The following is a 25,261-nucleotide window of genomic DNA, read 5'->3' on the forward strand; positions in this document are numbered from 1 at the left end:
CTTTTGGTTACAAAAATGGGCTGTTATTTACAACACGGGACTTTTGTAGTACAAACGGGATTCTCGGGCTACAACTCAGCGTTCTACGTTAGTTCCTACGTTAGTTGTACTCAAATATAAGTGCCATGTATTGACAATGTACTTATATTTGAGTATAATAATATAAAAGAAGAAAAAGAATAATACTTGTGTTATATACTATTTAAAAATCTAAAAATAGGAGGAATCTATCATGGCAACTTCCAATATTACAATTCGCATAGATGAAGAATTAAAAAAACAGGCGGATGAATTATTTGCTGATTTAGGTTTTAATATGACTACTGCTCTGACAGCCTTTGTAAAACAGGCTGTCAGAGAACAGCGTATTCCCTTTATCATTTCCAGGAATGTGCCGAATCAGGAAACCATGCAGGCAATAGAAGAAATTCAGAAGCTTAAAAAGGAGCCAAATAAAAAAACATATTCCAGCTTCTCAGAGCTCTTAGAGGAAGTAGAAAATGAAATATAGAATTGTACCTTCGACTAAGTTTAAAAAGGATCTAAAGCTCGCTATTAAAAGGGGTTATGATATCTCATTACTAAATACTGTAATTGAAATTCTTGCAAATGGTGAGACACTTTCTGAAAAATATCGTGATCATACACTAAGCGGAAATTTTGCCGGATGCAGAGAATGCCACATTACTCCGGATTGGCTACTTGTATACGAATTATCAGATGTTGAACTACTTTTGTATCTTACAAGAACAGGTACACACAGCGATTTATTCTGACATAAAGATTTACGACCCCCTTTGGAGATGAACCACATCTAATATCCATCTCCAAAGAGGGGCCTTTCTGCCTCATCTATCCTCAATCACACACTTCAACTATAAATTCAAACTCAATATCCTCTTCCCCGCTGACGCAATACTCCGGATACACCGGCGCGCCCCAACTGTCGTCTCCGCCTACGCCGCGCTGTCTGCCTAAGATATTGACAACGGTGTAATGGGGGATGGGGAGTTCTTCTTCATGCAGCGCGGATTCCAACTCTTCCGCCGTATATGGAAGAACGCTCATGTCAAAGGGGGTCTTCGCTGCGGTAAACTTGATTCCGTTTCCATCCTTCATTCTCACTTCCAGCCATCTGACGCCGGTGCGGCTGCCGCATTCCTGGGGAACCAGGTAATGGGACAGGTTTTCTGTTGGCGTACTGCTGTAGATTCCCAGCCTTGCCCCTTCTGCCCGGTCACAGTAATTCTCTTTTGGCCCCATGCCGTACCAGCGGAAGGTATCCGCATCGTCCGTAAAACGGAACCGCATTCCAAAGAGGGGCAGTTGAGGAAGTCCCTGTTTTCCAAAATAGTGGGCGTTAACCCTGATTTTTCCATCTCCGGTCACTATGTAGGCAACCTGGGTCACGGTCTTTGGAACCACAGGCAGTTCGTATTTGTATACAAATGTAATGCGGTCTTCCTGTTCGGTGATGTCCAGTTCCATTTTTAAAAACCGGGAAAACATTCCGGCGCCCAGCCAGACCGCGCTGTCTGTGCAGAACTGGTTTCCTCTGTCGTTATCCGTTACAGCCCTCCAGTAAATGGGCATCGGAGGCTTTGTGATCCACTCTTTTTTGCCATAGCGGAGGGAAACAATGCCGCCTTCCGTTTTTGAAAACAGCACGAAGAAACCACTGCCTTTGACGCCGGTATTCACATCGCCGTGAATGATCTTCATTCCGTTTTTTTCTCCGTCAGCGGGCCGGACTGCCTCTCTTTTACCGGTTTGATCCTGCGCCGCCGGAATGCTGAAAATGGTCTCTCCAAATGCCATTTCAAATCCGGCCTCCGCCCATAGGGCAGATTCCTTCAGCACTGCCGACACCTGATATGCGTACTCACCCGGTTCTGTAAAATCAGGCATTTCTATCTCTGCCTCTTTCCGGGTCAGCGGCGGCACACAGGCTTCAAACCGGGCCGTCCAAACCGCTATGCCGTCCTTTAAAACCCTATAGAGGAACTCATATCCTTCTGTTGACAAAAACAGGTTCCGGTTGTCAATCCATACCCGGCCCTGCTCCGGTTTGAGGTTCAGAGGCTGATACAGAAACTTCACTTCCTGGGCCTTTGGAGAAATAGTCCTGTCTCCATAGACGATCCCATTGCCGCAGAAATTATAATCCGTAGGCCGGTCTGTAAAATCCCCGCCGTATCCCAGGACATCACGGCCGTCTTTATCTGTCCTCACCAGCGCCTGGTCGATGTAATCCCAGATAAAGCCGCCCTGATACATGGGATACCGGTCTTCCAGATCCGTATATTTTTTCATCCCGCCCAGAGAATTGCCCATGGCGTGCATGTATTCACAAAGGATGAACGGCTTTTGAGGTTCATTCTGAAGATATGCTTCCACTTCGGCCGGCTTTGCGTACATGCGGCTTTCCATGTCGCTGATCTCGTCAAATTCCCGGTTCCAGAACACCCCTTCATAATGCACCAGCCTGGTATCATCGTGTTCTTTGAAGTACCGGGACATGGCTAAAATGTCCTCTCCCGCATAGGATTCATTGCCGCATGACCAGATGAGCACTGACGGGTGGTTTTTATCCCTCTGGAACATGGAAGCCGCCCGGTCCACCACCGCTTCCTTCCACTCTGCCAGGGAACCCGGCACATTCCAGGAGGGCTCGCAGGCTCCCATCTTCTGCCAGGAGCCGTGGCTTTCCAGGTTGGCTTCGTCAATCAGGTAAATGCCGTATTGGTCGCAGAGTTGGTACCACAGGCTCTGGTTCGGATAATGGCAGGTTCTCACCGCATTGATATTATGCTGTTTCATAAAACGGATATCCCACAGCATGTCTTCCTCTGTGACGGCCCGGCCCCGGCGGACGTTGAATTCATGACGGTTGATGCCGCGGAATACAAGGCGTTTTCCGTTCAGGCACATGATGTTGTCAATCATTTCAAACCGGCGGAATCCTGTTTTCAGGGGGACAATTTCCACTGTGTTTCCATGTTTGTCCATGACTGTTATGTAAAGGGTGTAGAGATAGGGCTGTTCGCCGCTCCATGGACGTACTGCCGGGATCATGCCCTCCAGCACAGCGGTTTCATGTCTGCCTTCCTGTTCTAAATTGAGAACCGGCGCTCCCGATTCATCTTTGAGGACGGCTGATATTCTATATTGATCCGTTTTGCCGGTCAGCTTTAACTCCGCCCGGAAGGCCCCGTCTTTGTATCCGTTAATCAAATCCGCCTTTACAAACAGATCCCGGATATGGATTTCAGGCACTCCATAGAGGTAAACCTCCCTGAATATTCCGGAAAACCGGAAGAAATCCTGGTCTTCCAGCCAGCTTGCGCTGCTGCGTTTATAGACTTCCACAGCCAGGCGGTTCCCCGTTTTCTTCAAATACGGCGTCATTTCAAATTCCGATGGGGTGAAGGAATCTTCGCCGTAACCGATAAAATGGCCGTTCAGCCAGACATAACAAGCGGTTTCCACTCCCTGCAGGGAGAGAAATACCTCCTTTCCCTCCAAACTGCTCTTTAAATCGAACTCCCGGACATAGCTTCCCACCGGATTGTATTCCTTATCGATATGAGGGGGGCGGAGTTCCGAATGGCCGTCCCAAGGATACATGGTGTTGATGTACTGGCATTTATCATAGCCCTGAAGCTGGATGTGGCCCGGCACCTGAATCTCATCAAATCCTGACAGATCATAGTCTTCCCGGTAGAAGTCCACTTTCCGCAGAGAAGGATTTTCTGCATATGAAAATTTCCACAGGCCGTTCAATGACTGGCGCAGGTTCATTTCCCCCTGCTCCATTTCCTTCATGCTTTCATAATATCTATGGTCAGAATGGGCGGGCAGGCGGTTTACCTCAAATACTTCCGGGTTCTCCAGCCATGCGGTTTCGGGAATCAAAACTTTTACTTTTTGCCTCATCTTCTTTGTCCTCTCATCTATATAGAATTTTCACCTATTTTACTACGTTCCAGTTCCGTCTGCAATCCCTGACGGTATATATTTTCAGCAAAATAAAACTGTTAAACGGCGGGCAGAAATAAGGGGCTGCGGTTTTTATTTTATTGCGGATTCTTTGCCGTAAAGGCTGATTTATGTTAATATATATATAATTTCAGGTATTGTCAGGAGGAGATACGCCATGGGAGTTTTGGAAAAGCTACTGTACTTTTTTGTTCCGGATATAGAAGAACGTTTGGAGCAGGCTATATACAAATTGGAACACGGAGGAAGCGAAGAGGATATCGATACCATTGTGGACGATTATTTTCATCTGATCCGGAGAACGAGCCACAAAATTATGAAATTTAAGAAACCTGAAAAAGTTGAGTTTACAGATCATGACATGATTCTCATGGTGGATGATATTGAATATGATTTTGATGCTTATATCCACCACAATGATTCCAGAAATTCCAGCAGAAAGTATGAAATTGAGATCCTGTTCAGTCCCGATCTGCCGCGGGAAACGGTCCGGGAACGGCTGATGGAGAGGATTAACCGGGATTGGTATATTAACAGGTATAAGAGATAGAATCTGAGGCAGATTATAAACATAGATTAACGAAACAGCAAAACACCATTTAACGGTTGGGAGGAATGCGCCGATGGCTGACAACAAGATTTATCAGATGCAATTTGCAAAAATCTATCCGCTCCTGGTGGCCAAAGCGGAAAAAAAGGGCCGTACCAAAATGGAGGTGGATATCATTATCCGCTGGCTCACCGGGTACGGTCAAAAGGAACTGGAAGAATTTCTCAAAACTCCGGTCACTTATTCCGCCTTTTTCCAAAATGCGCCGGAGATGAATGAAAACAGACATCTGATCAGGGGATCCGTCTGCGGGATAAAAGTTGAAGAAATAGAGGAACCCCTGATGCAGGATATCCGTTATCTGGATAAGCTTATTGATGAACTGGCTAAAGGGAAGGCTTTGGAGAAGATTTTGCGGAACTAGTTTTTTTAGACCCGCTCGGCATATAAATCAAACTTAACATGCCACTTGCCGTCTTCCATTACGGTAACGTCCTGCCAATGAAAATGATTGTCTTCAATTTTAACAAAGACCCATTTTCTGCTTTCATCCTCAATATTTGTGAGAACGATCTTATCGTCCTGCTTTCGTGCTTCAAACCGCATGATATTGCCTGTATAGCAATATGCCACATCCCATGCATTTGTCCCCGGGTTGTAGACACGGAGCGTTGTTCCGTATTCGAATCCGGGCAGGACGATCACATCCTGTATAGCCATTCCCTCAAGAACCCGTGAAAAATGCCATTCGCCTTTTAACACGCTGGAATTGCTGGTGTCCACATAGTCTATGTTCCAGCTTCCGATCAGTTTTCCGAAATAATCATATTCTTCCGGAAGGGCTTCATGTTTTCCTTCAACTATCAGTGATTCACAAAAGTGATTCATACGCCGATTCCTCCAATGAGATAAATTGTTTTTAGAATGCCTTTTGGGTCTAAGGCGGGGAAATGCATAACCTTTTTTTCATTTTAATATCAGACTATGGAAATGTCAAACGGCTTATTTTAATTCATGCCGGTACATTGCATCCTGCTGTAGTTCGGCGCATCATTTACATGAAGGCATTTACATAAAGGAATTGTGTCCCAACTTCCTTCGTCCCACCTGTTCATACACCGAGTGACAGCTAAGCTTTCAAACAGGGTCATGCCCTACGGAGAGAACTACTGCCAGCTACTGCTCTTATTTGTATTTTAAATTTTACTGACCTCTTTGTTTCACAAGGTACGGATATTCCGTGAACGCTTTACCTTGCTCCCCTCAGTTAGTCTTGGTGCTGATGCAGTACATGTTAGACTCCATCGTTATCGGGTTCCTTTCCAGAACCCGGCTCGATTCCAGAAGCATCTGGAACCCGGCAAGGGTCTGGATTTTGTTGTGTGATCAATTGCTTTGGTTTATGCTGCAAGTGCTGAACTCCGTAGATATGGAAGTCATCAGGTCTATATCATTGGTAACTGCTTCCGTGTACATCCAATACGGTAAGCAGTAATTGTTTTTGCATTTCTTCCTTAGTATATGTGTTCTCTGCGAGGAACTGGATATATTGCTCGTCTGTAAAATACTGCTGATTGGATAACTCCTTTTTTAATCTGTCTAATGTTTGCATTGTGAACTCCTTTTGTTTTATAAATATGCCTAAAAAAAGGACTGCTATTTTTCAAGCAATCCTTTTTATTAGCTAATCGTCTAAATCTAATTTATTTCTCGTAATGCCTTAACAATACAATTTAAACAAAACATCGCATCTTCATCAATATAGCAACTACATTCTCCACATTTATTAGAATGCACATCGCAGTACCGAGAATCACCTGTTGTTACTGCCAACTTACTACAATCTGAGTGCAGACATTGTTTTGGCAATATATCAATCTTTTCACCTGTTTTATGATATGTACCACCACATGTACTATCAGATACATCTAAGGTCATTTCTCCACCAGCCACTTTACTTACTGCAAAATTAATATCCCTGTTTATCGGTATGCAAAAGAAACTTCCATCTTTCATTTTTGTTTCTCGATTATACTCCTCTAACGAAAAAGATGTTGCTAAAATATAATCACCCGTAAAATCTGTTTGAGTTGCCTGGCTTTTGCTTGCTATATAATATATGTAATCTTCCTTGCTAAAATAAAAATATCCTCTATGAACATCTGATGAATCATCTTCCTGCCATATTCCAATCATCTCTTCCCTTTTTATAGAGTTGGTTGGATCATTCTTAATTTCCTCTTCTATAATAATCTCTTCAAGTTCTGTTATGTAATCATTAAGGACTTCATAATTCTTTACCAACTTCTTTTGAGTTTCAGTTAGGTTTGCATATGCTTTCTGAACATCATATATAGTATTGGCTTTATCCAGTGTAAGGTTTCCAATCTGTTCTATTTGTTGTGATACTAATTGAGCCGCATTTTTATCCCCTTCTGATGCACAAGCAGTAAACGAAAACACAGACAACAACATCATTATTATTAAAGCAAAGATACGCTTCTTAGTATTCATGGTTAAATCCACACTTTCCACAGTAATATGCCTGTTTCTTCTTGCCTAATGCACCGCCTACAAGTCCTATTGGCCCCAATAATACTGCTCCTACGGCTGCTTTTCCTACACTAAAACCTTTTTTGCTTGTATCAACAAGTTTCCACTGTGTTCTTTCCCCACACATAGGGCATTTATCTGGTGCTTTTCCCATATTAATTACCTCTTTTCATAATATTTTACTTTAAATCATTAATTGCTTTTTCAATACAACTTATACAAAACATTGCATCTTCATCAATATAACATCCGCATTCTCCACAGTTCTTAGAATGTGTCGTACAGCAATTTGTATCACCAGACGAAGCAATATAATTATTGCATCCTGGATGGGCACATTTTGTAGTGCTTGTCCCATATTTATTGGTAAAAGATGACGTGTATGTATCTTCTATCATAGAATCAACTATATCTTCCATTTCTTTATAATGAGTAGCACAATAATATTCTAAAATATTATTCAACCCCATAATGGACTTTGTTCCCTCGTTAAGACATCCATCTGCTTCACAATAATGTTCTATGACTTTTGAAGTTGTTGTTACCGATTTATTTTCTTCGTTATCATTACTTTCAGCCACATAACTGCTTGTTGCACTATCTTCACTACTTGAACCAGAATTATTAGTACATGCAATCATTCCAAGTACCATAATACAGCCCAATATCACTATCCCAAACTGCTTTTTCTTCATGTTTTTTACCAGCCCTTCATAAATATTTTCTTTAATTATACGCCTACAAGCCACCATTTTCCACAAAATTCACACTTGATAGTAAATAAAGTTCCATCAGATAAATATACCGTTATTCTATCCTCTGAATCATTTATCATAATGTCTTGTATGGGTAAATTATCCGTATCATTCAACACATCAAATAACCTGCCTTTAAATTCGTTCTTCTCCATTTCTCTTTTGTTACCTTTTCAAATACTACTTTATCATATTTTAATACTACTTTTCAATATAATATCGCTTGCAGTGGTATATTATAGGACAAGGAAGGTGTATCTACTATGGGCTCGGCTGACCTCTCACAGTTCGTTGTTACTCGGCTAATGAGACCGCTGTGAGACCTCCGCGCTTAATGTGCGTGCTCTTTCCCTCCATCTATCTGCCACATCTATTTTGCTTCTACTGATAGCAGCTTTACGGCTTCATCCTTTTGTTCGGACTTACCAAGCTGAGCCTAGCCTTTTATGTGATTTCTGTTCGTCAGACCAGAGGTTTGCCTACAACTTCCTTCAGATTTTGCCTCACGCCAAACACCCTTGCTGTTCAGCTATATACTTCCTTATTACCTAGGCGTATTTGTAGAGAAACATTTTATTTGATGCTATAATTAGCAGAAATCCGCAAATTAAACGTGAGTGTAGCAGAACATCCTCATGTTATGCTTGACTGACACTAATTATAGACAAAGCCAATGTCAATGGGGCATTTATGCCGGCGTAGCCCTTGCCATTGACATTGGGTGCCGTCTGTGATAGAAAAAAACGGCACATTTTAATTTGACACACGAGGCACCAGATAAAGTTCCGTTCAACACGAATTCGGGACTTGCACCCGTTAGAGCGCGCCCATGGCGCGCAAACACAAAAAGGGGCTGTCGCACTAACGATTGAAAAATCGTTAGTGCGACAGCTTTTTTTCTTGCTTTTTCATGTTGAAATCAGCCTTTTCCCCTTTTTATAAGATTTTTGACGCACTTACACAGACCCTGCCTGCAGCAACGTCTTCTTCTTTTCACTATCCTATTTTTATGCGCATTTCTTCATGGAAAATAAATGGGTCCCCGTCCGCTCTGACTGTATCTTATGATGCAGTTTCCTCATGTTATGTGCCAGGGCCAGCAGGATCGCTTCTGCCTTTACATTTTTTCTGCCCCTGCACAGAAATCTTCGGAATCCACTGGCCTGCTTTATGTCCCCAAATGTTCCTTCTGCCTGGATACTGCGGTTCATTCGCAGTTCACATCCTTCTTCGCTTGTGATCCGTTTTAAATCTTCTTTCCGGTACTCCACAAACTTTTTTGATACATACAGGGTCTTGCTCCGTTCCTCCAGGGGCTTCTTGCTATGGTTCCCTTTGATGCATTCCTTTTTGTACGGACACCCTTCGCACTCCTGACTGTTATAGACACTTATTTCCCGTTCATATCCTGTTTTGGTCCGCTCTTTTTTTACATGGCTTAGCTGCAGCTTTTTTCCATTCCGGCAGGTGTAAGTATCCTGGACTTCCTCATATTTCATATTCTCCATCCGCCCTATGTCCTTTTGATACTTCCCGCTTTTCGAGATCTCATAATTCGATGGCTTAATAAATGCCATCTGGCCGTTTTTCTCCAGATAACTGTAATTCTCTTCACTTTCATATCCTGCATCTGTTACGATTTTTTCATATTTAAACCGCAGGTTCTCCTCCATCCCTTTTATAAATGGAATCAGGGTATTGGGATCGGTTGGCTCCGGCCCTACCGTCACCCAGACGATATATTCACTGTCTACTCCGTGCTGTACATTATATCCCGCCTTCCACTGGCCGTTTTTCATGGCATCTTCTTTCATACGCATGAACGTTGCATCATGGTCCGTTTTAGAATAGCTGTTTCGGGTTCCGCAGATATGGCGCTTCTGTGTATATTCTTTTAATTTATCCAGATACGCCTCCAACCTTTCGATGCTTTTTTGCAACTGGCTTTTGCGCTTTCCAGTACCATGGACAAAGACAATCTCCTCTGATTCCCTGACTGCATACAGCTTTTTGATATGCTTCATTTTTACCTGCTTATGATGAACCAGTTTCAGACCGTAAAGATTCTCACATTCTTCTACAAATACGGCCAGTTTCGAAAGCAGGTTTTCCATGTTTCTGCTGACGGCTTTCTTCCATACAAACGTATATTTATTTGCGCAGGCTTCTATCTTTGTACCATCTATAAAAATGACTGTTCCAGACAGTTCTCCCATTTGATATAAAAATTCAGAAACCTCTGCTATGATCCGCTCGGCACACGGAGCAAAATGCAGGGAACGGAACCGGGCGATCGTGGCGTGGTCGGGTATCTTTTTTCCTGACAGGAGCCACATGAAATTAATATCCCGGCGGCAGGCAGTTTCGATCTGCCTGCTGGAATAAATCTGATTCATGTAAGCATAGATTATGATTTTCAGCATCTGACGCGGTGTTGGCTCATTTTCCTGTCCTTCCCGACAGTAAGTCCGATATAAATCCCCTAAAAACATCCTTTCTGATATGAAGTGACCTCTTGTCAAGTGTTAATTTTGAGAAATCACTCTTTTTTTAATTTTTGTTGGTCCAATGCCTGGAGCACATGGATAGAGCCTCAGATTTAACAGTTCCCGGCCTTGGCCACTCTGTTATACGTGGATCAGGTTGCCCTGCCGACAGGTCAATGGTCCGCCGTGAACTCTGCAATCTACAAGCGTGAATCAAAGTATTTTTTTACAATGTCAACATAGAAAGGGCGCAGATAGTTCGAACCTTAAATGTCTTCTAAGGCCCTATCCATATGTTCCAGTCATTTTTTGTCTGTCAGATGTAACGCACAGTTTCTTTACTTTTTCCTCATATTCCTCTCCAGACGCCAGCTCCTCAATTCTCTGATCCAGACGTTCTATTTTCTCTGTGAAATATTCATAAGTGATAAGGTATTCTTCCAGTGTTTCCTGAAATACTCCGCCAAGCTTTAAGGATTTCAGCCATTTCATGTGGGCAATTGTCCAGTAAGTCTTTCCTCCCTCAAATTTCTTTCCAAGACGTAATACCAGGGCCAGAATCTGCTGCTTTGTTTTCTTTAGATTGATTTTCTGATCATCCCTCATCCGGATATATTCTTTAATTGAATGATCCATATCTGTCGGCACATGTACTTCACTGTATGTGTGAAAGGCCAGACATCTCGCTATATTCCCTGCATCTCTTTTATCCGTCTTTACCCGGCTGGTATTCGTTATAGCCATAGTGGAAGGGGCCAGGATAATGCATTTTACACCATGCTCTGTAAGCTGGTGGTAAAGTGAGTAGCCAAGGCAGCCTGCTTCATATCCGCAGACAAACTCTGTATCGTCTGAAAACTTTTTTCTTAATTGCCCCAAATATTTCAGAATCATCTTATAATCAGATGGCATCTTTTGTTGATACATCACCTTATCTGTGTCAAAGCTGTAGCAGCAAACTGTGTAACTTTCCTTATGGACATCCATTCCAACATAAACTATACTATTCATAGGTGGCCTCCTTTTGTATGCGGTAATCCCTGTTACCATTAATCTTCATCAATTAATAGTTTACAGGTAAATCCACGAATCTACAATCGTGAGGTCACTTCATATTATCTATAAATTGACTGAGCAGACGGACCGAATCATCAGCCGGAATCAAGTATCCAATATCCAATGGAAGAACCAGTTGATAATTATCATTAAAACGTGTATAATCCTTATGTAAAGTAAATAAGTTTTGCATACTATTATTTTACAAAAAGAGCCGGATTTTTCAAGTATCCGGCTCTTTTTCTTTATATAATTTGATGTGATTTTTTTACAGAAAAATGCGTTTAAATGCATTTTTAGTGCGACAGCCCCTTTATGTAAATGCCTTCACCCTTCATGTCACCCTTTATGCAAAAAACTTCATATAAAAATCCCGTATTATCCCATCAACTCTTCCACAGCCCTCACAATATGTTCCGCCGTCAGATCATGATATTCCAAAATCTCTTCATAATTATGGGCGCTGCAGCCGAAGGTGTCATCCAGCCCCACAAACTCGATGGGCTTGCAGGATCTGCACAGCGCCTCGGCGATCATGCTGCCCAGCCCGCCGACTACACTGTGCTCTTCCGCAGTCACAACGCCCCGGCATCCTTCTGCCAGTTCACTGATGAGTTCCTTTTTCACAGGTTTAATGGTGCTCATATTGACTACCTTAACCGATATCTTATCCTTTAGCCGCTCCGCTGCCTCCAGCGCAAGCCCCACCATGTATCCGCAGGCGAACACCACGATGTCCTTTCCGTCCCTTAAAACATCGGGCCTGCCGATGACGAATTCTTTGTTTTCCGCTGTGACGTTATTATAATCATTGCGGTTAAGACGGAGGTAGCAGGGGCCGTCATATTCTGCTATGGCCTTTACTGCCTGTACCGTTTCATTGGCATCTGCCGGGCAGATTACGGTCATATTGGGGATTGCCCTCATATATGCCAGGTCTTCTACCGACTGATGGGTAGCGCCGTCGCCGAAATCCGATAAACCGGCAGAAGATCCCACGATCTTCACATTCAGCTTTCCAATTGCAATGGTCTGACGGATCTGGTCATAGGCCCTGCCGGCGGAAAATACCGCAAAAGAATTGGTAAATGGTATTTTTCCGGTCAGGGAAAGGCCTGCTGCAACAGAGGTCATATTGGCTTCGGCAATGCTCATCTCAAAATGGCGGTCAGGATAGGCTTCTTCAAAGAATTTGCCCATTGTGGAACCGCTTAAATCCGCATCTAAAACTACAATCCTGTCATCTGTCTTCCCCAGTTCAACTAAGGTTCTGCCGTATGCAATCCGTTGATTTGAATATCCCATTTAAACCGCCTCCCGCCTGTATTCTGTCAGTTCATCCATGGCTTTCTGGTATAATTCCTGGGTTAAGACCCCATTATGAAAACCAGGTACATTTTCAGCAAAGCTGACCCCTTTTCCTTTTATCGTGTTCGCGATAATCACCGTGGGCATCCCCTTAATTTCATCTGCCGCATCAAGGGCCCCTAAAATCTCATTCATGTTATGGCCGTCAATTTCAATTACATGCCAGCCAAAACTGGCCCATTTGTCACGGAGGGATTTCATATCCATCCGGTCGCTGATCTTTCCCGTGGCCTGCATCCGGTTCCTGTCCACGATTGCAGTCAGGTTGTCGGCTTTAAATGCGCCCGCAGCCATGGCTGCTTCCCAGATCTGGCCTTCCGCCATCTCTCCGTCCCCGCAGAGCACATATACTTTACGGTCAATGTTATCGGCCTTTAAGCCCAGGGCCATGCCCAACCCGATGGACAAGCCCTGGCCTAACGATCCGGTTCCCACCTCAACTCCCGGGGTTTTCAGCCGGTCAGGATGGCCCTGAAGCCGGGATCCCAGCTCTTTTGTGGTCTTTAATTCGCTGACCGGAAAGAATCCGGCCTCGGCCAATGCAGCATACTGGAGAATGGCTACATGGCCCTTGCTCAATAAAAAGCGGTCACGGTCTTTCATCCGGGGATTTTCAGGGTCATACTTCATCTTATAAAAATACAGCGCCGCCACAATATCGGCCGCGGAGCAGGATCCGCCAACATGGCCTGCAACACCCACGCCTATGCTGTAGATGGTATTTTTCCTCAGCGTATTCCCCTTTTCCTCCAGATACTCTATTAATTCACTGCTATAAGGCATTCTTTTTCTCCTCCTTAATAAGCCTGTACACCTTTACATTATTATTCATGTGTTCATGCATTAAATCCATTGATGCCTGCTCATCACCGCTTTCAATCGTTTTTAACAGGTTCGAATGATAGTGAATTCCCGTCCCATATCCTGTTTTTAAGACAATATCAGACATTGGCTCCTGCAATGCAACACGCAGTATCTCATAAGTTTTTACAATCAGGTCATTGTGGGTCATCTGTCCGATCTTTATATGAAAATCCATATCCGCCTTGGCAAATTCCTGAAGGTTTCCGCTGACCGATTTCATATGTTCCACAATATCCTTTAACTCCGCAAGATCCTGTTTCGTAGCCCGTCTTGTGGCCAGCTTTGCCGCCTGGACTTCTATGATCTCACGGAATTCAAAAATCTGGCTGATGGCATTCTCACTGAGATACATGGTGGGAATGATACCGTTCATGCTGTCTCCCGGTTCAATCACCTTCACAAATGAGCCTTCCCCCAATCTCGTTTCGATCAAGCCAAGAACATTTAACTTCTGAAGGGCCTGGCGCACAGTTACGCGGCTGACGCAGAACATCTCTGCCAGCACATTTTCCGATGGGATCTTCTCCCCTTGTTTCCACTCTCCCTTTGACAAAAGCTCTGTCATCTGGTTAAATACTTCTTCACTCACATTCACTTTTTTAATTGGTTTTATGCTCATCCGTTTCACCTCAAATTAAATTTAGTCCGCCATATCCAACCATCCTATATGATGTTAGTTGTATGACACCTATCTATACAGAATCTTACAGGACATTTATTAATCTGTCAAACTAATTTATCTGCGGTGTTTTATGGCTGGTACGCATGTTCACGCGTATCAGCCATAAAAGCCTTATCACCGGTATTTCTTTGCGGTTTCGTAAATTGCCAGAATTCTTTCCGGTGATATATCTGACTGGATATTATGGGTAGGGGCAAATATAAATCCTCCCCCGGGCATAAATGTCTGAATCAGTCCATCCACATGTTTTTTCAGATCCTCAATGGATGCGTTCACAGCCTCAAACTGCATGTCCACGCCGCCGCCCCAGAACACAATCTGATCCCCGTATTTTTCCTTCAAAGATTTAGGGTCCATATTGTCTGCCGAAATCTGTACCGGGTTCAATATATCCACTCCTGATTCAATTAGATCAGGAATCAGAGGCTCAATGGCTCCGCAGCAGTGCAGGGCGATCTTCTGTTTGGGATAATTCTTTTTAATATGCTGAAACATTCTGGTATGGTAGGGTTTGATCATATTCCTGTAGACTTCCTGTGACATGATCAGAGATGACTGGGTTCCCAGATCATCACAAAATCTGACGATATCAATATACTCGTTACAGGTTGAAAGCACCCGGTCAATGTCCTGGATATGGAGGTTTGTCAGCTTATTCAGATAGTGATGCACCATCTCTTCATTGGTCATGATCTGTACCAGCCAGTCTTCAAAGCCAAATGCCTGCATTCCCGCTTCAAAGATCCGGCCGTAAATGGGGAACATCACCGCTTTATCCGTTTCCCGGTGCAGCCGTTCGCTCTCTTTTTGAAGATAGGACAACTCCCTGTCGCTGATTCCCTTCATCTCAATGCTGTCAATTTCCTCTATTTCCTCCATGCCTTTATATGGGAAATAGGTCTGGTCGAAATAATAGCCGTCTTTCGGCATCCTCGCAACGACATTCCCGTCATCGTCTCTGATTTCGTATCCTTTGGCGGTTTCATCCGGGCAGAATCCGCCGGGCACCAGGCATCTGGTTCCGTCGTGGAGTTCCCATTCTTTCCAGTCCTCCAGCGCCACGCCGAAATGAGGCGCATAGCGTTTTAACTGTATGATATCGCCTGCCATCCGGCCGATCATCCCATCCGACGGGTCGGCCATCATCAAAAACAATTCGTAAAGCTTAGGCAGTTCCCCTTTATCGATATCCAGATATTCCTGTAATTTGGCATAGGAAAATACGCTGATTCCGGTTGACGTTGAGGAGCCGAAATCAATCGCCAGCCCGTCCGGCTGCTGATGGTTGATTGTCTTTAGTACACGTTCTCTGGAAGTTTCACTGCTCACCTGATTTCCCCCTTATTTCACGTATTTTCTTGCAAAATGAACGGCGTTTTTGATTCCTTCCATCCCATTTCCGCTGGCCTCTTCTATGCAGACCCAGTTGTCAAATCCATGGGCGTTAAGTTTTTCGAAGATCCGGTCAAAATCAACCAGCCCTTCTCCCACTGCTGCCGGAGTCCATTTTCCCACTGTGGCCGTATCATTCAAATGTACAGTCCAGACTTTATCAATCACCTGATCCAGAAGTTTGATGGGATCGGCTCCGCAGGCCACCGCATTGGCCGTATCAAAATTAATCCCCACAGGCAGATCCTTCATCTTATCAAATACCGCCAAAAATGCCTCCTGCCGGAATGAAAAGTCGATTAAGGGCCATGCCCCCGGTTTGGAATGGTTTTCAAATACCATCTTTACGCCGTATTTTTCCGCCGTACTGATCATCTGTTCAAAACAGCCGGCGCAGACTTTCGCCCCCTCTTCAATATCCAGCCCCGGATGGTTCTGCCCTGCGGTGATCCTGACATATTGGAATCCCAAGTCTGAAATCAGGGCCAGATCACGTTTTAAGTAATCAATCTGCCGTTCCCGTTCCATGGCGTCAGGATTGGTGAAATCCGGATAGCAGCAGACCATAACAGGCTGAATCTGAATCCCCTTTAATTCCTCCTTAATCTTATTTAAGGTCGTGGGCGTATGGTTCGGGTAAAACAAGATGCTGGTATCAAATCCATCCGCCCCCAGCTCCTGCGCATATTCCGCCCAAGCGGCAACCGGCATCTCTCCTGAAGATAACTGCGAAAACAAAGAAACAGGCAAAACACTTAATTTCATAGATCTATTCTCCTTTTCATTTATTTTAACAATGCCGGTAAAAGCGTGCATACCTGCGGAACCAGCACTATCACCACCAATACAAATATCATTCCGATAAAAAATGGAATAAACGCCTTTATTACATCAGCAATCGATATCTCCGCAATACTGCATCCAATGAACAGGCAGACCCCCACCGGAGGCGTGAACAAGCCAATGGCCAGATTTACCACCATGATGATTCCAAAATGCAGAGGGCTTATGCCGATAGCCGTCACAATCGGAAGCAGAATGGGAGTAAATAATGTGACCGCCGGAGCCAGGTCCATCCACATTCCCACAAAAAGGAGCAGCAGATTAACTAAAAGTAAAATCACATATTTATTATTGGTCACAGACATCAGGGCCTTTGCGATCTGCATCGGAATCCCCTGGCTGGTAAAAAACCACCCCAGAGCAGTTGCGGCTGAAATCATAAGCGCCACAATGCCCATTGTCAAAGATGCCTTGTAGATCAGTTCCGGAAAATCCCTCCATCTCAATTCCTTATAATAATAGACCGCCAGCAGCGCCGTATAAGCGCATGCAATTCCCGCCGCCTCAGTGGGAGTGAAAAAGCCTGTGGTAATCCCGCCGATAATAATAACCACTGTCATAAGGGCAGGTATGCTTTTTAAACAGATCATCAGGCTCTTTTTCAGGGGATATTTCTCTTCAGCCGGATACTTTCTCTTCTTTGATATCACGGCGCTGATCCCGATTAAGACAACCCCTGTCAAAACACCTGGGACAATGCCTGCCATGAACAAATCCCCGATTGACACTCCGGCGGCAATCCCATAAAGCACCAGCGGTATGCTGGGAGGAATCATGATTCCAATGGTGGACGAGGTAGCCGTTACCGCAACGGTAAAATCTTTATCGTATCCTTTATTGATCATGGTCGGAATCAGGATTCCGCCAATGGAGGAACTGTCGGAAGAAGCAGTGCCCGTAATTCCCGCAAAGATCATGCTGGACACAACGTTTATGTATGCAAGCCCTCCGCTCATCCAGCCTACGAATACATTGGACAAATCAATCAAATCCTTGGTAACCCCTCCGATAGCCATGATGTGCCCGGCCAGCATGAACAGAGGGATTGCGATGAGGGTAAAGGAATCCAGCCCGTAAAACATCCTCTGTGCAACCACCATTACCGGAAGCCTGGCCGTCAGGATCACCCCCACCAGGGTCGATATGCAGAGCGCAAATGAAATAGGGACTTTTAACGCCATGAGCACAATCAGAATTATAAATGTATAAGCCGCTAACATCAGTACATTACTAACCATATCCTCTTCTCCCCGCTTACTTCTTCTGTATGATCAGTTTATCGATCAGAGTGACAATATTGAAAATCAGGATAAACGCAAAACCAACCGGAACCGATGCGTAAAAATATGACATCGATATTTTTAGAATCGGTGATTTCTGAGCCGCCACAATCTTCATAACCTGGATTCCCGTATAGAAAAGGACAGAGGATGTAGCCAGCACCAGAATGATTGAAAAATAATCCAGCAGCTTTTGTACCTTTTTGTTGAACTTTAAATAAATATAGTCAATGCACAGATGCTGGTTCTTCGCATAGGCCATGGCAGTTGAAAGCATTGCAAACCATACAAACAGCAGACGGCCGATTTCATCCGTCCAGGTGACCCGGATCGGGAGATACCGCGCCGCAATCTGCAGCAGGATGTCCAATACCAATGCTGAACCAATCACTTTGAGCAAAGAAGTCAGAATCACATCGATCACAAATTTTTCGACTTTCTCCAATGCATTCCCCTCCTGTTATTAACCTTCCTGGAACAATTTCAAAAGATCTTCCCCTACAATATCCTTGTACTCCTCATATAACGGCGCCAGGGCTGCCTGAACGTCGGATGTGTCTGTGATCTCATTAACCGTCATTCCGCCTTCGGCCACGAGTTTCTCTTCAAAATCGGCTTCCTTGCTGATCTCGATGTCGGTAGCCACTTTTCCGGCTTCCCTGCCAATCCTTAAAACCAGCTCCTGATATTCCGGTGTCAGGCTTTCAAACCAGGAATTGCTCACGATCAGTACATTGGGCGCGCAGAGATGGCCTGTTTTGGAAAGATATTTGGTAACTTCAAACTCTTTGCAGTTATAAATCTCCGCCACATTGTTCTCCGCCGCATCCACAACTCCGGTCTGCAATGCCAGATAACGTTCTGCGGTTGCAATGGGAGTAGCTTTTGCGTTCAGCAATTCCATGGCTGATATCATGGCGCTGCTCTCCATGGTTCTGATCTTTAAGCCTTTCCAGTCTTCCAAAGTGTTAATCGGCCCTTTGGCGCTGTAAACATGGCGGGGTGTTCTGCACATCCAGCCGATCACCCTGACATTCGCATTGTCGATCAGATCCTGGTTCAGTATCTCGCCGGCCTCCCCTTCCAGAAGGTCAAATACGGACTGGGCGCTGTTTGGAGCCACATAAGGCAGATCAAAAATGGCGAATTTGGGAGCTACCGTTGACAGGACTGCCGCCGTCGCCTCCGCGATCTGTATGCTCTGCATCTGCAGGCTGCCTATGTAATCACTGTGGGATCCCAGCTGTGAGTTCGGATGGACCTCACCTGTCACCGCCCCATTGGTGGCTTTTCCCAGCTCTTCCAACAGATAATCCTGGGCGCTGTCAAGGCTGTCCCCATCCTGGCCTGCATTGGCTATGATTAAATTCATAGGCTCATATTCCCCCCCGGCTGTGGTATCCGCTGCCGCCGTATCGGATTTTGCCGTCTCTGCCTGAGAAGCGCTGGTCTGCGCCGCGGTTGTAACTGTTTCCGTTTTGCTTTGGCACCCGGCCATGGATAACCCCATCATCAAACTCAATGTCATAGCCATAACTTTTTTCAACTTCATACCTTTTCTCCTTCTCTCACTTTTTGTTTGCAGTTTCCTGTTGACGAACACTTACTCTGAATGATATCAGTTGTTAGTTGTCATACAGCTTATTGGTCAAAAATAGCCTGAGTAATGACAGATGTCATACAAGTAAGCGTCCATCAAAACTAAAACTTTTACTTATGTTTCTTTTATATCATTATTCTGCACAAATGTCAACTCATTTTTCGACAAATATTCGTCACTTTTTCCTTTATTTTCCATATTTCCCCTTTTCCTAAAAAAGAGGGGCCTCCGCCCCTCTCAATACTGCTGTCAAATCTGCCCTGAACCTTGTTTTATCCACATATATTCATATGGTTCCAATAAAACGGTATCTTTTATCTTTCTGCCGCTAAGAAGATCCTCCCCTGCCACTCCGGTCCTGCACTCCACCTGCTGCCGGGATACATTGATAAGCGCCAGAATACGGCCCTCCCCTTCTCCCCGAAGCAGCGCAAAAACCCTATCATCCAGTTTCACCACCTCCTGTAAACGGTTGGGTGAAAATGCCTCTTCCCCCCTGCGCACCCGGAGCATTGCCTGAAACCCGGTAAGGACTCTGGCGCGGAGGGAGCCCGGATCGGACAATTCCTCTTTCAACTGATCCGCATCCAGTTTCTCACGGTTGATCCGCCGTTTAATCCCCGACTCTTCAAAATCCTTATAACAGTTTCTGGAGCCCAGCAGGCTGTGATAATATATGCCGGGCACACCCATGAGGGACAGAAGGACACACTGGGAACCAAGGAATTTACGGGCCATCATGCCGGTATCCGTTTCATCTCCGGCTATGGCGTCCAGATAATTGATGTTCAGCTCATATGGAACCATGTTTTTATCAGCCAGGGACCGGTATCCGATCTGGCCCCCTCTTTTTAACACTTCATCCACCATAAACCGGCGTTCTTCACCGCTCAGCAGGTCTTCCACCGGCCGCAGGCCGATGCCGTCATGGGATGCCAGGAAATTAAAATAAGTGGCTGTTTCGGTGACTGGCTGGATTCCCATGGCCCAATAGGTTAAATGGGCTGCATTTCCGCTCAGGTAAGCATAGAGAGTGAGGGGCGGAAGGGGAAACTGATAGACCATTCCGGCTTCATCATAACCGCTGCCAAAATAGCTGATGTTTTCTTCATGGGGCACATTGGTTTCCGTGATGATGGTACAGCCTTTGAAACAGGATTCTATCACACAACGCATCAGCTTAATCAGCTCGTGGGTCTGTGGCAGATGCATGCATGTGGTTCCCTGTTCTTTCCACGCAAAACCAATGGCGTCGAAACGGAGGAACCTGGCTCCTTTTGAAGCATAAAAGAGAAGGACGTCCAGAACTTCCAAAAGCACCTGAGGTGATTTATAATTGAGATCAATCTGATCTTCGCTGAAGGTGGTCCAAAGATATTTTATGCCCATAGAAGTCTCAAATCTTGTGAGCAGCGGCAGAGTGCGGGGCCGTATGACTTGACTGTAATCCCCATCCGGGTCGGATTCTATGAAAAAGTCCCTGTACCCTTCATCGCCGGATGCGTATTTTTTATAATAACTGCTGGAAGCGGACACATGATTGATGACCGCATCAAACATCAGGTCATAACGTCCGCCCAACCGCTCCACATCCTCCCAGCCGCCCAGTTCCGGATTAATCTGCCTGAAATCCACCACGGAAAAACCGTCATCCGAGGTATAGGGAAACATGGGGAGCAGATGGACCGCGCTCACGGTTCCCCTTAATTCCTGATCCAAAAATTCCCGCAGGGTGTGAAGCGGAGCCTCTCCCTTTCTTTTGATCCCATCTCCATAAGTGATCAGCATCACATCCGTCTGATCCACCTGGGGATAGGAAGCATTTGCTTTATTTTTCCAAAACTCCATCAGTGAACCGATTTGCTTTTCCAGAATCTCATAACAATCCGGATATAAATACTGTAAATGATCTTTTATTGTCCCCATATCTGTCTCCTGTCAAAAAGTGACTTATAATCTGCCTGCATCAAAAGCCCTGTATGTTCCAGAACAAGGTCTGCTCCTCGAAGCGATTCTTTTTTTCCTATCCCGATGCAATGCATCCCGCCCTTTACCGCTGCCTCCACTCCGGCCGCGGCATCTTCTATCACAATGCAGTCAGCGGGTTCTACCCCCAGCTCCATTGCCGCTGTTAAAAACACCTCCGGGTCCGGTTTTGCCCTGGTTATGGAACAGCCGTCCACCACCACGTCAAACAAATCACGGATTCCCAGATTTTTAAGAATCCTGTCTCCGCTTCTGCTGGCTGATCCCAAGGCAGTTTTGTACCCTTCCCCTTTAATCTTGTCCAGGAATTCCGTGATCCCCGGAAGAATATGGCGGCTGTCCAGATTTTGTATGTAACCCAGATAAATCCTGTTTTTCCGGTCTGCCAGGGATCGTTTATCACCTTCTTTCAGACCAGTGATTTTCCCGGCTTCCAGCACGATTTCCAGCGACGCCATGCGGCTTATGCCTTTCAGCTTCTCCCCTTCCCATTCCGGGAACTCGAATCCCAGAGACCGGCCCAGTTCCCGCCACGCCTGGTAATGATATATGGCTGTATCTGTCACCACTCCGTCCAAATCAAATATAAATGCCTGTTTCATCCCTGTCTCCCGCAGTAATTTCTGCTCCATCTTTCGTCACCCTGATCCGTTTTCTCACCCCATGATCCATAACAGAACATTCTATAGATTTCCAATGTTCCGGGAGGTGGGCACAGGCGTTTACGCCTGTATCCGAAGAGCGCAGGCCCGCAAACCCTCTGAGGACGCAGTTTAGAATTCCGCCCAGGGATGCGGCATGGATGCCGTCGGCTGAATCTTTATAACCTTCACGCAGATCGATTTCCATCGCCTTTTCAAAGAACCCTGCCGCCAAATCCAGCTCCCCGGCCAAAGCCTCCGCTTCCGCGTGGGCACATTGGCTCAGAGAAGAATCATGGGTAGTCAGGGCTTCATAAAATTCCACATTCTTCTTTATGGTTTCACTGTCAAAATAATCAGGCAGCAGTTCCAACAGCATCACCACATCAGCCTGTTTCAGCACCTGCATGTCCACCACCTGGCTTCTGCTGTAATCTTTCAAAATCAACTGGCGGACGTCCCCCTCCCTGTATATCTGGATATCGGGAAGTTTCTTCTTGCTGAGAAACGTATCGTCCTGAGGGATGATATGATCCTCATTGGGTCCCGGCAGGTAGATGTGTTTCAGGAAATTGTCAAACGCCGTCTCCCATCCCTGCTTTCTGCAGGCATCGGCCCGGCCGCTGTTCCAGGTTTCCAATACCTGACGGGCTGCTTTCACATTCTCATATGCCATATAATTGGTATAGGCATTGTTGTCCACATGTTCCGTATATTCATCAGGGCCGATCACGTCTCTGATTTCCATACGGTTTCTGTTCTCATTCCACAGGGCCCGGCTGCACCAGAACATGGCGGTTTCCAATATCATTTCATATCCATAGTCCTCCATGAACCCCTTATCCCCTGTCATACGGAAATATTCCAAAAGTCCATAGATGATATCAGCCGTCACATGATGCTCTTTGATTCCTGACCATACCTTTGCGGCTTTTCCGGTATGAATATCCATGGCCGCGTAAAGCGGCGTTTCTTCCAATCCGGTCACCGCTGTTTCCCATGGATACATGGCGCCCAAATATCCGTATTCCCGGGCTTTCTCCCGGGCTCCCGTCAGCCCCTTATACCGGTAAAGCAGCAGGTTTCTGGTCACCTCAGGAAACATCATGGTAAAAAACGGCATGATATAGATTTCCGTATCCCAGAACACATGGCCTTTATAACCTTCTCCGGTCAGGCCTTTGGCTGCCACGCTGTAGTCACAGCTTTCCCACGGCGCCATTCCCGCCAGGTGATATTCCGCGAATTCCACAGCCGCCCGCTCTTCTTTAGAAGCTCCCCCGATCTTTATAGACGCCATATCCCAGAACCGGTCAAAGCTCTCCCTGTGACGCTGATACAGTTCTTCATATCCTGCCGACGACGCCTCATTCAATACATGAGCCAAATCCCGCCCGGCGCCGGATGTGTCAAACAGCGTATATTTGCAGATGGTACACGTCTCCCCCGGCTCCAGCTTTCCTTTAAAATCCTGCCAGACGCTTCGCCGTTCCAGATGAAAGGACACAGCCTGATTTTTGCCTTTCTGCGTACACCGGGACATCACAGAAAGAATCTGCCCGTCCTCACAGCCGCATTCCATAAACATCCTGCTGTTTTCAAATACCCTGGCCTCCACCCTGTCAAAATGGGAAACCCCACTGTTGACAGCCTGTCCGTTAATCCCTGTGGACAGCTCCAGAATCCCGCCTTTTTCACAAGAGATGGAGAACTGATGGCAGAACAGGTTTTTGTTTTGCATCGAGGCGAACCGTTTAGAGCGGATGCAGATTTTTCCCGCATCTTGATTGGAATCCATGCTGCACTCAATTCTGCTCTCCAATTCCCCATAGCGTGTATGCAGAGAGCGTTCATAGGAAATGAGCCTGCTGGTGTCCAAATACAGGCTTTTTCCATTCAACCTGATTCGAAACTCCGTCACATCAGGACAATTTACCAGTTCCGTCACCTCGTGGGCGCCGGCCCTGTGGTAAAGCCCTCCTATAAAAGTTCCTCTGGATTCCTCCAGCTGCTTTGTCTCAAAGGAAGCTCTTACGCCCAGATACCCATTGCACTGGGCAAACACAGATTCTGTCTTCCTGTTATAATCGGGATTCCGTTCCGGTTCGCAGAAACGGAATCCGTCCTTTCCCTCTTCAATCCTGTAATATATCATAAGCCCTTGTTCCTGTAGAATACTGGTTCGCCGGTTTTTGCCGAACGGTAAAGCCCGTTAATCAGCTTCTGCACATACACGGCCTGCTCCGGCTTTACCAAAACCTCCGCTCTGCCCATACAGCTTTCCACAAAATTCCTGATGCAGTCATAATGCCAGTCCCTTGATTCCTCAAAGGGATAAACCGTGTTGAACTGCCTTCCGCCCTCATCTCCATAGAGTTCTGCCGGAAAGACACTGAGCCCTTTTTTATCACCGTACAGACATACATTGCGTTCTTCTTTTTCAGCCATGTGAAGGGCAAAGGAGGTTTTTACCTGGAGGCAGCTTCCGTCTGTAAACTTAATGAATCCGAACAATCCGTCCTCCACGCTGAATTTTGTGCCGTCCCATCCGCCCATAAATCCTGTGCCGCCCTGTTTTCCAATTCTGTCCGATGAGGCGGCGCAGACGTAGTCAACCGGGGGGTAATCCATAAGATAAGCGGCCAGATCCAGCATGTGGGCTCCGATATCGATCAACGGGCCTCCGCCCTGCATCTTACTGCTGATGAAATTTCCCCATCCGGGTATCCCCCGTCTCCGCGTCCAGATCACTTCACCGGCATAAATCGACCCCAGCTCCCCATTTACAATCTTATCCTTTAGAAATGCCACTCTCCCTGCATGCCGGAAATGAAATCCGAATGTCAAAATCTTTCTGCACCGTTTAGCCGTATCCCGCATCAGTTCCGCCTCTTCTGGTGTGAGGGCCGGCGGTTTTTCGCACAGCACATGACATCCGTGCTCCAGACAGAGACAGGTCAGCTCACAATGGAACTTATTGGGCACACAGATGCTCACCGCGTCAGGGTGTACGGCTTTCAGCATTTCAAGGGGATCATCGTACCATACGGGAATGCCGAATTTCTCCGCCGCATTTTGAGCCGCTTTAAGATTTACATCACAGACAGCCGTCACCTCCACTCCTTCCATACTCTGGTAATGATTGATATGGGAAGTTTGGGCCACCTGACCGGCTCCGATCACCGCTACATTTAGTTTGTCCATGG

23 protein-coding genes are annotated in these 25,261 nt (G+C 45.7%); 4 read left to right on the forward strand and 19 right to left on the reverse strand.

What is annotated here, in order from left to right:
- The first annotated feature begins 232 nt into the window (after nucleotides 1-232).
- Together GPL15_RS00165 and GPL15_RS00170 are read left to right on the forward strand one after the other, a co-directional pair.
- Entirely contained in the window at nucleotides 233-511 is a 279-nt protein-coding gene (locus tag GPL15_RS00165) for a type II toxin-antitoxin system RelB/DinJ family antitoxin (RefSeq protein ID WP_215695002.1), read from the forward strand.
- On the forward strand, nucleotides 501-776 hold the full coding sequence (locus GPL15_RS00170) for a type II toxin-antitoxin system YafQ family toxin (protein ID WP_215695003.1): 276 nt from the start codon (nucleotides 501-503) through the stop codon (nucleotides 774-776). The genes GPL15_RS00165 and GPL15_RS00170 overlap by 11 nt, the downstream gene beginning before the upstream one ends.
- A gap of 82 nt (nucleotides 777-858) precedes the next feature.
- Here the strand turns inward: GPL15_RS00170 and GPL15_RS00175 are convergent, their stop codons facing one another.
- Nucleotides 859-3,936 carry a glycoside hydrolase family 2 TIM barrel-domain containing protein gene (locus GPL15_RS00175; protein WP_215695004.1) on the reverse strand — a complete coding sequence of 1,026 codons (3,078 nt, stop codon included), beginning with the start codon at nucleotides 3,934-3,936 and terminating at the stop codon, nucleotides 859-861.
- Nucleotides 3,937-4,156: 220 nt separating this feature from the next.
- Between GPL15_RS00175 and GPL15_RS00180 the strand changes: the two genes are divergently transcribed.
- Both GPL15_RS00180 and GPL15_RS00185 read left to right on the forward strand, forming a co-directional pair.
- The gene (locus GPL15_RS00180) at nucleotides 4,157-4,549 is read left to right on the forward strand and encodes a hypothetical protein (protein ID WP_215695005.1); all 393 of its coding nucleotides are present in this window, start codon (nucleotides 4,157-4,159) and stop codon (nucleotides 4,547-4,549) included.
- Between the two features lie 73 nt (nucleotides 4,550-4,622).
- The gene (locus tag GPL15_RS00185) at nucleotides 4,623-4,973 is read left to right on the forward strand and encodes a DUF2200 domain-containing protein (protein WP_215695006.1); all 351 of its coding nucleotides are present in this window, start codon (nucleotides 4,623-4,625) and stop codon (nucleotides 4,971-4,973) included.
- Nucleotides 4,974-4,978: 5 nt separating this feature from the next.
- Here the strand turns inward: GPL15_RS00185 and GPL15_RS00190 are convergent, their stop codons facing one another.
- From GPL15_RS00190 to GPL15_RS00275, 18 genes are all read right to left on the reverse strand, one after another.
- Nucleotides 4,979-5,437, reverse strand: coding sequence for a hypothetical protein (locus tag GPL15_RS00190; protein ID WP_215695007.1), 459 nt, complete (start codon nucleotides 5,435-5,437; stop codon nucleotides 4,979-4,981).
- Nucleotides 5,438-6,247: 810 nt separating this feature from the next.
- A complete protein-coding gene (locus tag GPL15_RS00195) occupies nucleotides 6,248-7,063 on the reverse strand; it encodes a hypothetical protein (RefSeq protein ID WP_215695008.1) in 816 nt (271 codons plus the stop codon).
- Nucleotides 7,053-7,256, reverse strand: coding sequence for a hypothetical protein (locus tag GPL15_RS00200; RefSeq protein ID WP_215695073.1), 204 nt, complete (start codon nucleotides 7,254-7,256; stop codon nucleotides 7,053-7,055). The genes GPL15_RS00195 and GPL15_RS00200 overlap by 11 nt, the downstream gene beginning before the upstream one ends.
- 25 nt (nucleotides 7,257-7,281) lie before the next feature.
- Complete coding sequence (locus GPL15_RS00205) at nucleotides 7,282-7,797, reverse strand: hypothetical protein (protein WP_215695009.1); 516 nt, start codon at nucleotides 7,795-7,797, stop codon at nucleotides 7,282-7,284.
- Nucleotides 7,798-8,864: 1,067 nt separating this feature from the next.
- Nucleotides 8,865-10,349, reverse strand: coding sequence for an IS1182 family transposase (locus GPL15_RS00210; RefSeq protein WP_215695010.1), 1,485 nt, complete (start codon nucleotides 10,347-10,349; stop codon nucleotides 8,865-8,867).
- 279 nt (nucleotides 10,350-10,628) lie between these two features.
- Nucleotides 10,629-11,354, reverse strand: coding sequence for a transposase (locus GPL15_RS00215; protein WP_252197990.1), 726 nt, complete (start codon nucleotides 11,352-11,354; stop codon nucleotides 10,629-10,631).
- A 423-nt stretch (nucleotides 11,355-11,777) separates the two neighbouring features.
- Complete coding sequence (locus tag GPL15_RS00220; protein ID WP_215695011.1) at nucleotides 11,778-12,704, reverse strand: transketolase C-terminal domain-containing protein; 927 nt, start codon at nucleotides 12,702-12,704, stop codon at nucleotides 11,778-11,780.
- Nucleotides 12,705-13,550 carry a transketolase gene (locus tag GPL15_RS00225; protein WP_215695012.1) on the reverse strand — a complete coding sequence of 282 codons (846 nt, stop codon included), beginning with the start codon at nucleotides 13,548-13,550 and terminating at the stop codon, nucleotides 12,705-12,707.
- A complete protein-coding gene (locus GPL15_RS00230) occupies nucleotides 13,540-14,250 on the reverse strand; it encodes a FadR/GntR family transcriptional regulator (protein WP_215695013.1) in 711 nt (236 codons plus the stop codon). Before GPL15_RS00230 ends, GPL15_RS00225 begins: the two co-directional genes overlap by 11 nt.
- A gap of 177 nt (nucleotides 14,251-14,427) precedes the next feature.
- Nucleotides 14,428-15,642, reverse strand: a complete 1,215-nt coding sequence (locus GPL15_RS27855) for a uroporphyrinogen decarboxylase family protein (protein WP_215695014.1) — start codon at nucleotides 15,640-15,642, stop codon at nucleotides 14,428-14,430.
- A 12-nt stretch (nucleotides 15,643-15,654) separates the two neighbouring features.
- A complete protein-coding gene (locus tag GPL15_RS00240; protein WP_215695015.1) occupies nucleotides 15,655-16,470 on the reverse strand; it encodes a sugar phosphate isomerase/epimerase family protein in 816 nt (271 codons plus the stop codon).
- Between the two features lie 20 nt (nucleotides 16,471-16,490).
- Complete coding sequence (locus GPL15_RS00245) at nucleotides 16,491-17,786, reverse strand: TRAP transporter large permease (protein ID WP_215695016.1); 1,296 nt, start codon at nucleotides 17,784-17,786, stop codon at nucleotides 16,491-16,493.
- A gap of 16 nt (nucleotides 17,787-17,802) precedes the next feature.
- The gene (locus tag GPL15_RS00250) at nucleotides 17,803-18,273 is read right to left on the reverse strand and encodes a TRAP transporter small permease (RefSeq protein WP_215695017.1); all 471 of its coding nucleotides are present in this window, start codon (nucleotides 18,271-18,273) and stop codon (nucleotides 17,803-17,805) included.
- 18 nt (nucleotides 18,274-18,291) lie between these two features.
- Entirely contained in the window at nucleotides 18,292-19,380 is a 1,089-nt protein-coding gene (locus GPL15_RS00255) for a DctP family TRAP transporter solute-binding subunit (RefSeq protein ID WP_215695018.1), read from the reverse strand.
- Between the two features lie 297 nt (nucleotides 19,381-19,677).
- Entirely contained in the window at nucleotides 19,678-21,354 is a 1,677-nt protein-coding gene (locus GPL15_RS00260; RefSeq protein WP_215695019.1) for a sugar phosphorylase, read from the reverse strand.
- Complete coding sequence (pgmB, locus tag GPL15_RS00265) at nucleotides 21,342-22,046, reverse strand: beta-phosphoglucomutase (protein ID WP_252197992.1); 705 nt, start codon at nucleotides 22,044-22,046, stop codon at nucleotides 21,342-21,344. Before pgmB ends, GPL15_RS00260 begins: the two co-directional genes overlap by 13 nt.
- Nucleotides 21,994-24,210, reverse strand: coding sequence for a glycoside hydrolase family 65 protein (locus GPL15_RS00270; protein WP_215695020.1), 2,217 nt, complete (start codon nucleotides 24,208-24,210; stop codon nucleotides 21,994-21,996). The genes pgmB and GPL15_RS00270 overlap by 53 nt, the downstream gene beginning before the upstream one ends.
- Nucleotides 24,207-25,259 carry a Gfo/Idh/MocA family oxidoreductase gene (locus GPL15_RS00275; protein ID WP_215695021.1) on the reverse strand — a complete coding sequence of 351 codons (1,053 nt, stop codon included), beginning with the start codon at nucleotides 25,257-25,259 and terminating at the stop codon, nucleotides 24,207-24,209. Before GPL15_RS00275 ends, GPL15_RS00270 begins: the two co-directional genes overlap by 4 nt.
- Nucleotides 25,260-25,261 lie beyond the last annotated feature (2 nt).

It is taken from the genome of Clostridium sp. MCC353, from assembly GCF_018785315.1.
Classification (GTDB): domain Bacteria; phylum Bacillota; class Clostridia; order Lachnospirales; family Lachnospiraceae; genus CHH4-2.

Bases quoted from the DNA above. Each gene is read 5' to 3' on its own strand.
- GPL15_RS00165 (WP_215695002.1), top strand. From the start codon at position 233: ATGGCAACTTCCAATATTACAATTCGCATAGATGAAGAATTAAAAAAA.
- GPL15_RS00170 (WP_215695003.1), top strand. From the start codon at position 501: ATGAAATATAGAATTGTACCTTCGACTAAGTTTAAAAAGGATCTAAAG.
- GPL15_RS00175 (WP_215695004.1), bottom strand. From the start codon at position 3,936: ATGAGGCAAAAAGTAAAAGTTTTGATTCCCGAAACCGCATGGCTGGAG.
- GPL15_RS00180 (WP_215695005.1), top strand. From the start codon at position 4,157: ATGGGAGTTTTGGAAAAGCTACTGTACTTTTTTGTTCCGGATATAGAA.
- GPL15_RS00185 (WP_215695006.1), top strand. From the start codon at position 4,623: ATGGCTGACAACAAGATTTATCAGATGCAATTTGCAAAAATCTATCCG.
- GPL15_RS00190 (WP_215695007.1), bottom strand. From the start codon at position 5,437: ATGAATCACTTTTGTGAATCACTGATAGTTGAAGGAAAACATGAAGCC.
- GPL15_RS00195 (WP_215695008.1), bottom strand. From the start codon at position 7,063: ATGAATACTAAGAAGCGTATCTTTGCTTTAATAATAATGATGTTGTTG.
- GPL15_RS00200 (WP_215695073.1), bottom strand. From the start codon at position 7,256: ATGGGAAAAGCACCAGATAAATGCCCTATGTGTGGGGAAAGAACACAG.
- GPL15_RS00205 (WP_215695009.1), bottom strand. From the start codon at position 7,797: ATGAAGAAAAAGCAGTTTGGGATAGTGATATTGGGCTGTATTATGGTA.
- GPL15_RS00210 (WP_215695010.1), bottom strand. From the start codon at position 10,349: ATGTTTTTAGGGGATTTATATCGGACTTACTGTCGGGAAGGACAGGAA.
- GPL15_RS00215 (WP_252197990.1), bottom strand. From the start codon at position 11,354: ATGAATAGTATAGTTTATGTTGGAATGGATGTCCATAAGGAAAGTTAC.
- GPL15_RS00220 (WP_215695011.1), bottom strand. From the start codon at position 12,704: ATGGGATATTCAAATCAACGGATTGCATACGGCAGAACCTTAGTTGAA.
- GPL15_RS00225 (WP_215695012.1), bottom strand. From the start codon at position 13,550: ATGCCTTATAGCAGTGAATTAATAGAGTATCTGGAGGAAAAGGGGAAT.
- GPL15_RS00230 (WP_215695013.1), bottom strand. From the start codon at position 14,250: ATGAGCATAAAACCAATTAAAAAAGTGAATGTGAGTGAAGAAGTATTT.
- GPL15_RS00240 (WP_215695015.1), bottom strand. From the start codon at position 16,470: ATGAAATTAAGTGTTTTGCCTGTTTCTTTGTTTTCGCAGTTATCTTCA.
- GPL15_RS00245 (WP_215695016.1), bottom strand. From the start codon at position 17,786: ATGGTTAGTAATGTACTGATGTTAGCGGCTTATACATTTATAATTCTG.
- GPL15_RS00255 (WP_215695018.1), bottom strand. From the start codon at position 19,380: ATGAAGTTGAAAAAAGTTATGGCTATGACATTGAGTTTGATGATGGGG.
- GPL15_RS00260 (WP_215695019.1), bottom strand. From the start codon at position 21,354: ATGGGGACAATAAAAGATCATTTACAGTATTTATATCCGGATTGTTAT.
- pgmB (WP_252197992.1), bottom strand. From the start codon at position 22,046: ATGGAGCAGAAATTACTGCGGGAGACAGGGATGAAACAGGCATTTATA.
- GPL15_RS00270 (WP_215695020.1), bottom strand. From the start codon at position 24,210: ATGATATATTACAGGATTGAAGAGGGAAAGGACGGATTCCGTTTCTGC.
- GPL15_RS00275 (WP_215695021.1), bottom strand. From the start codon at position 25,259: ATGGACAAACTAAATGTAGCGGTGATCGGAGCCGGTCAGGTGGCCCAA.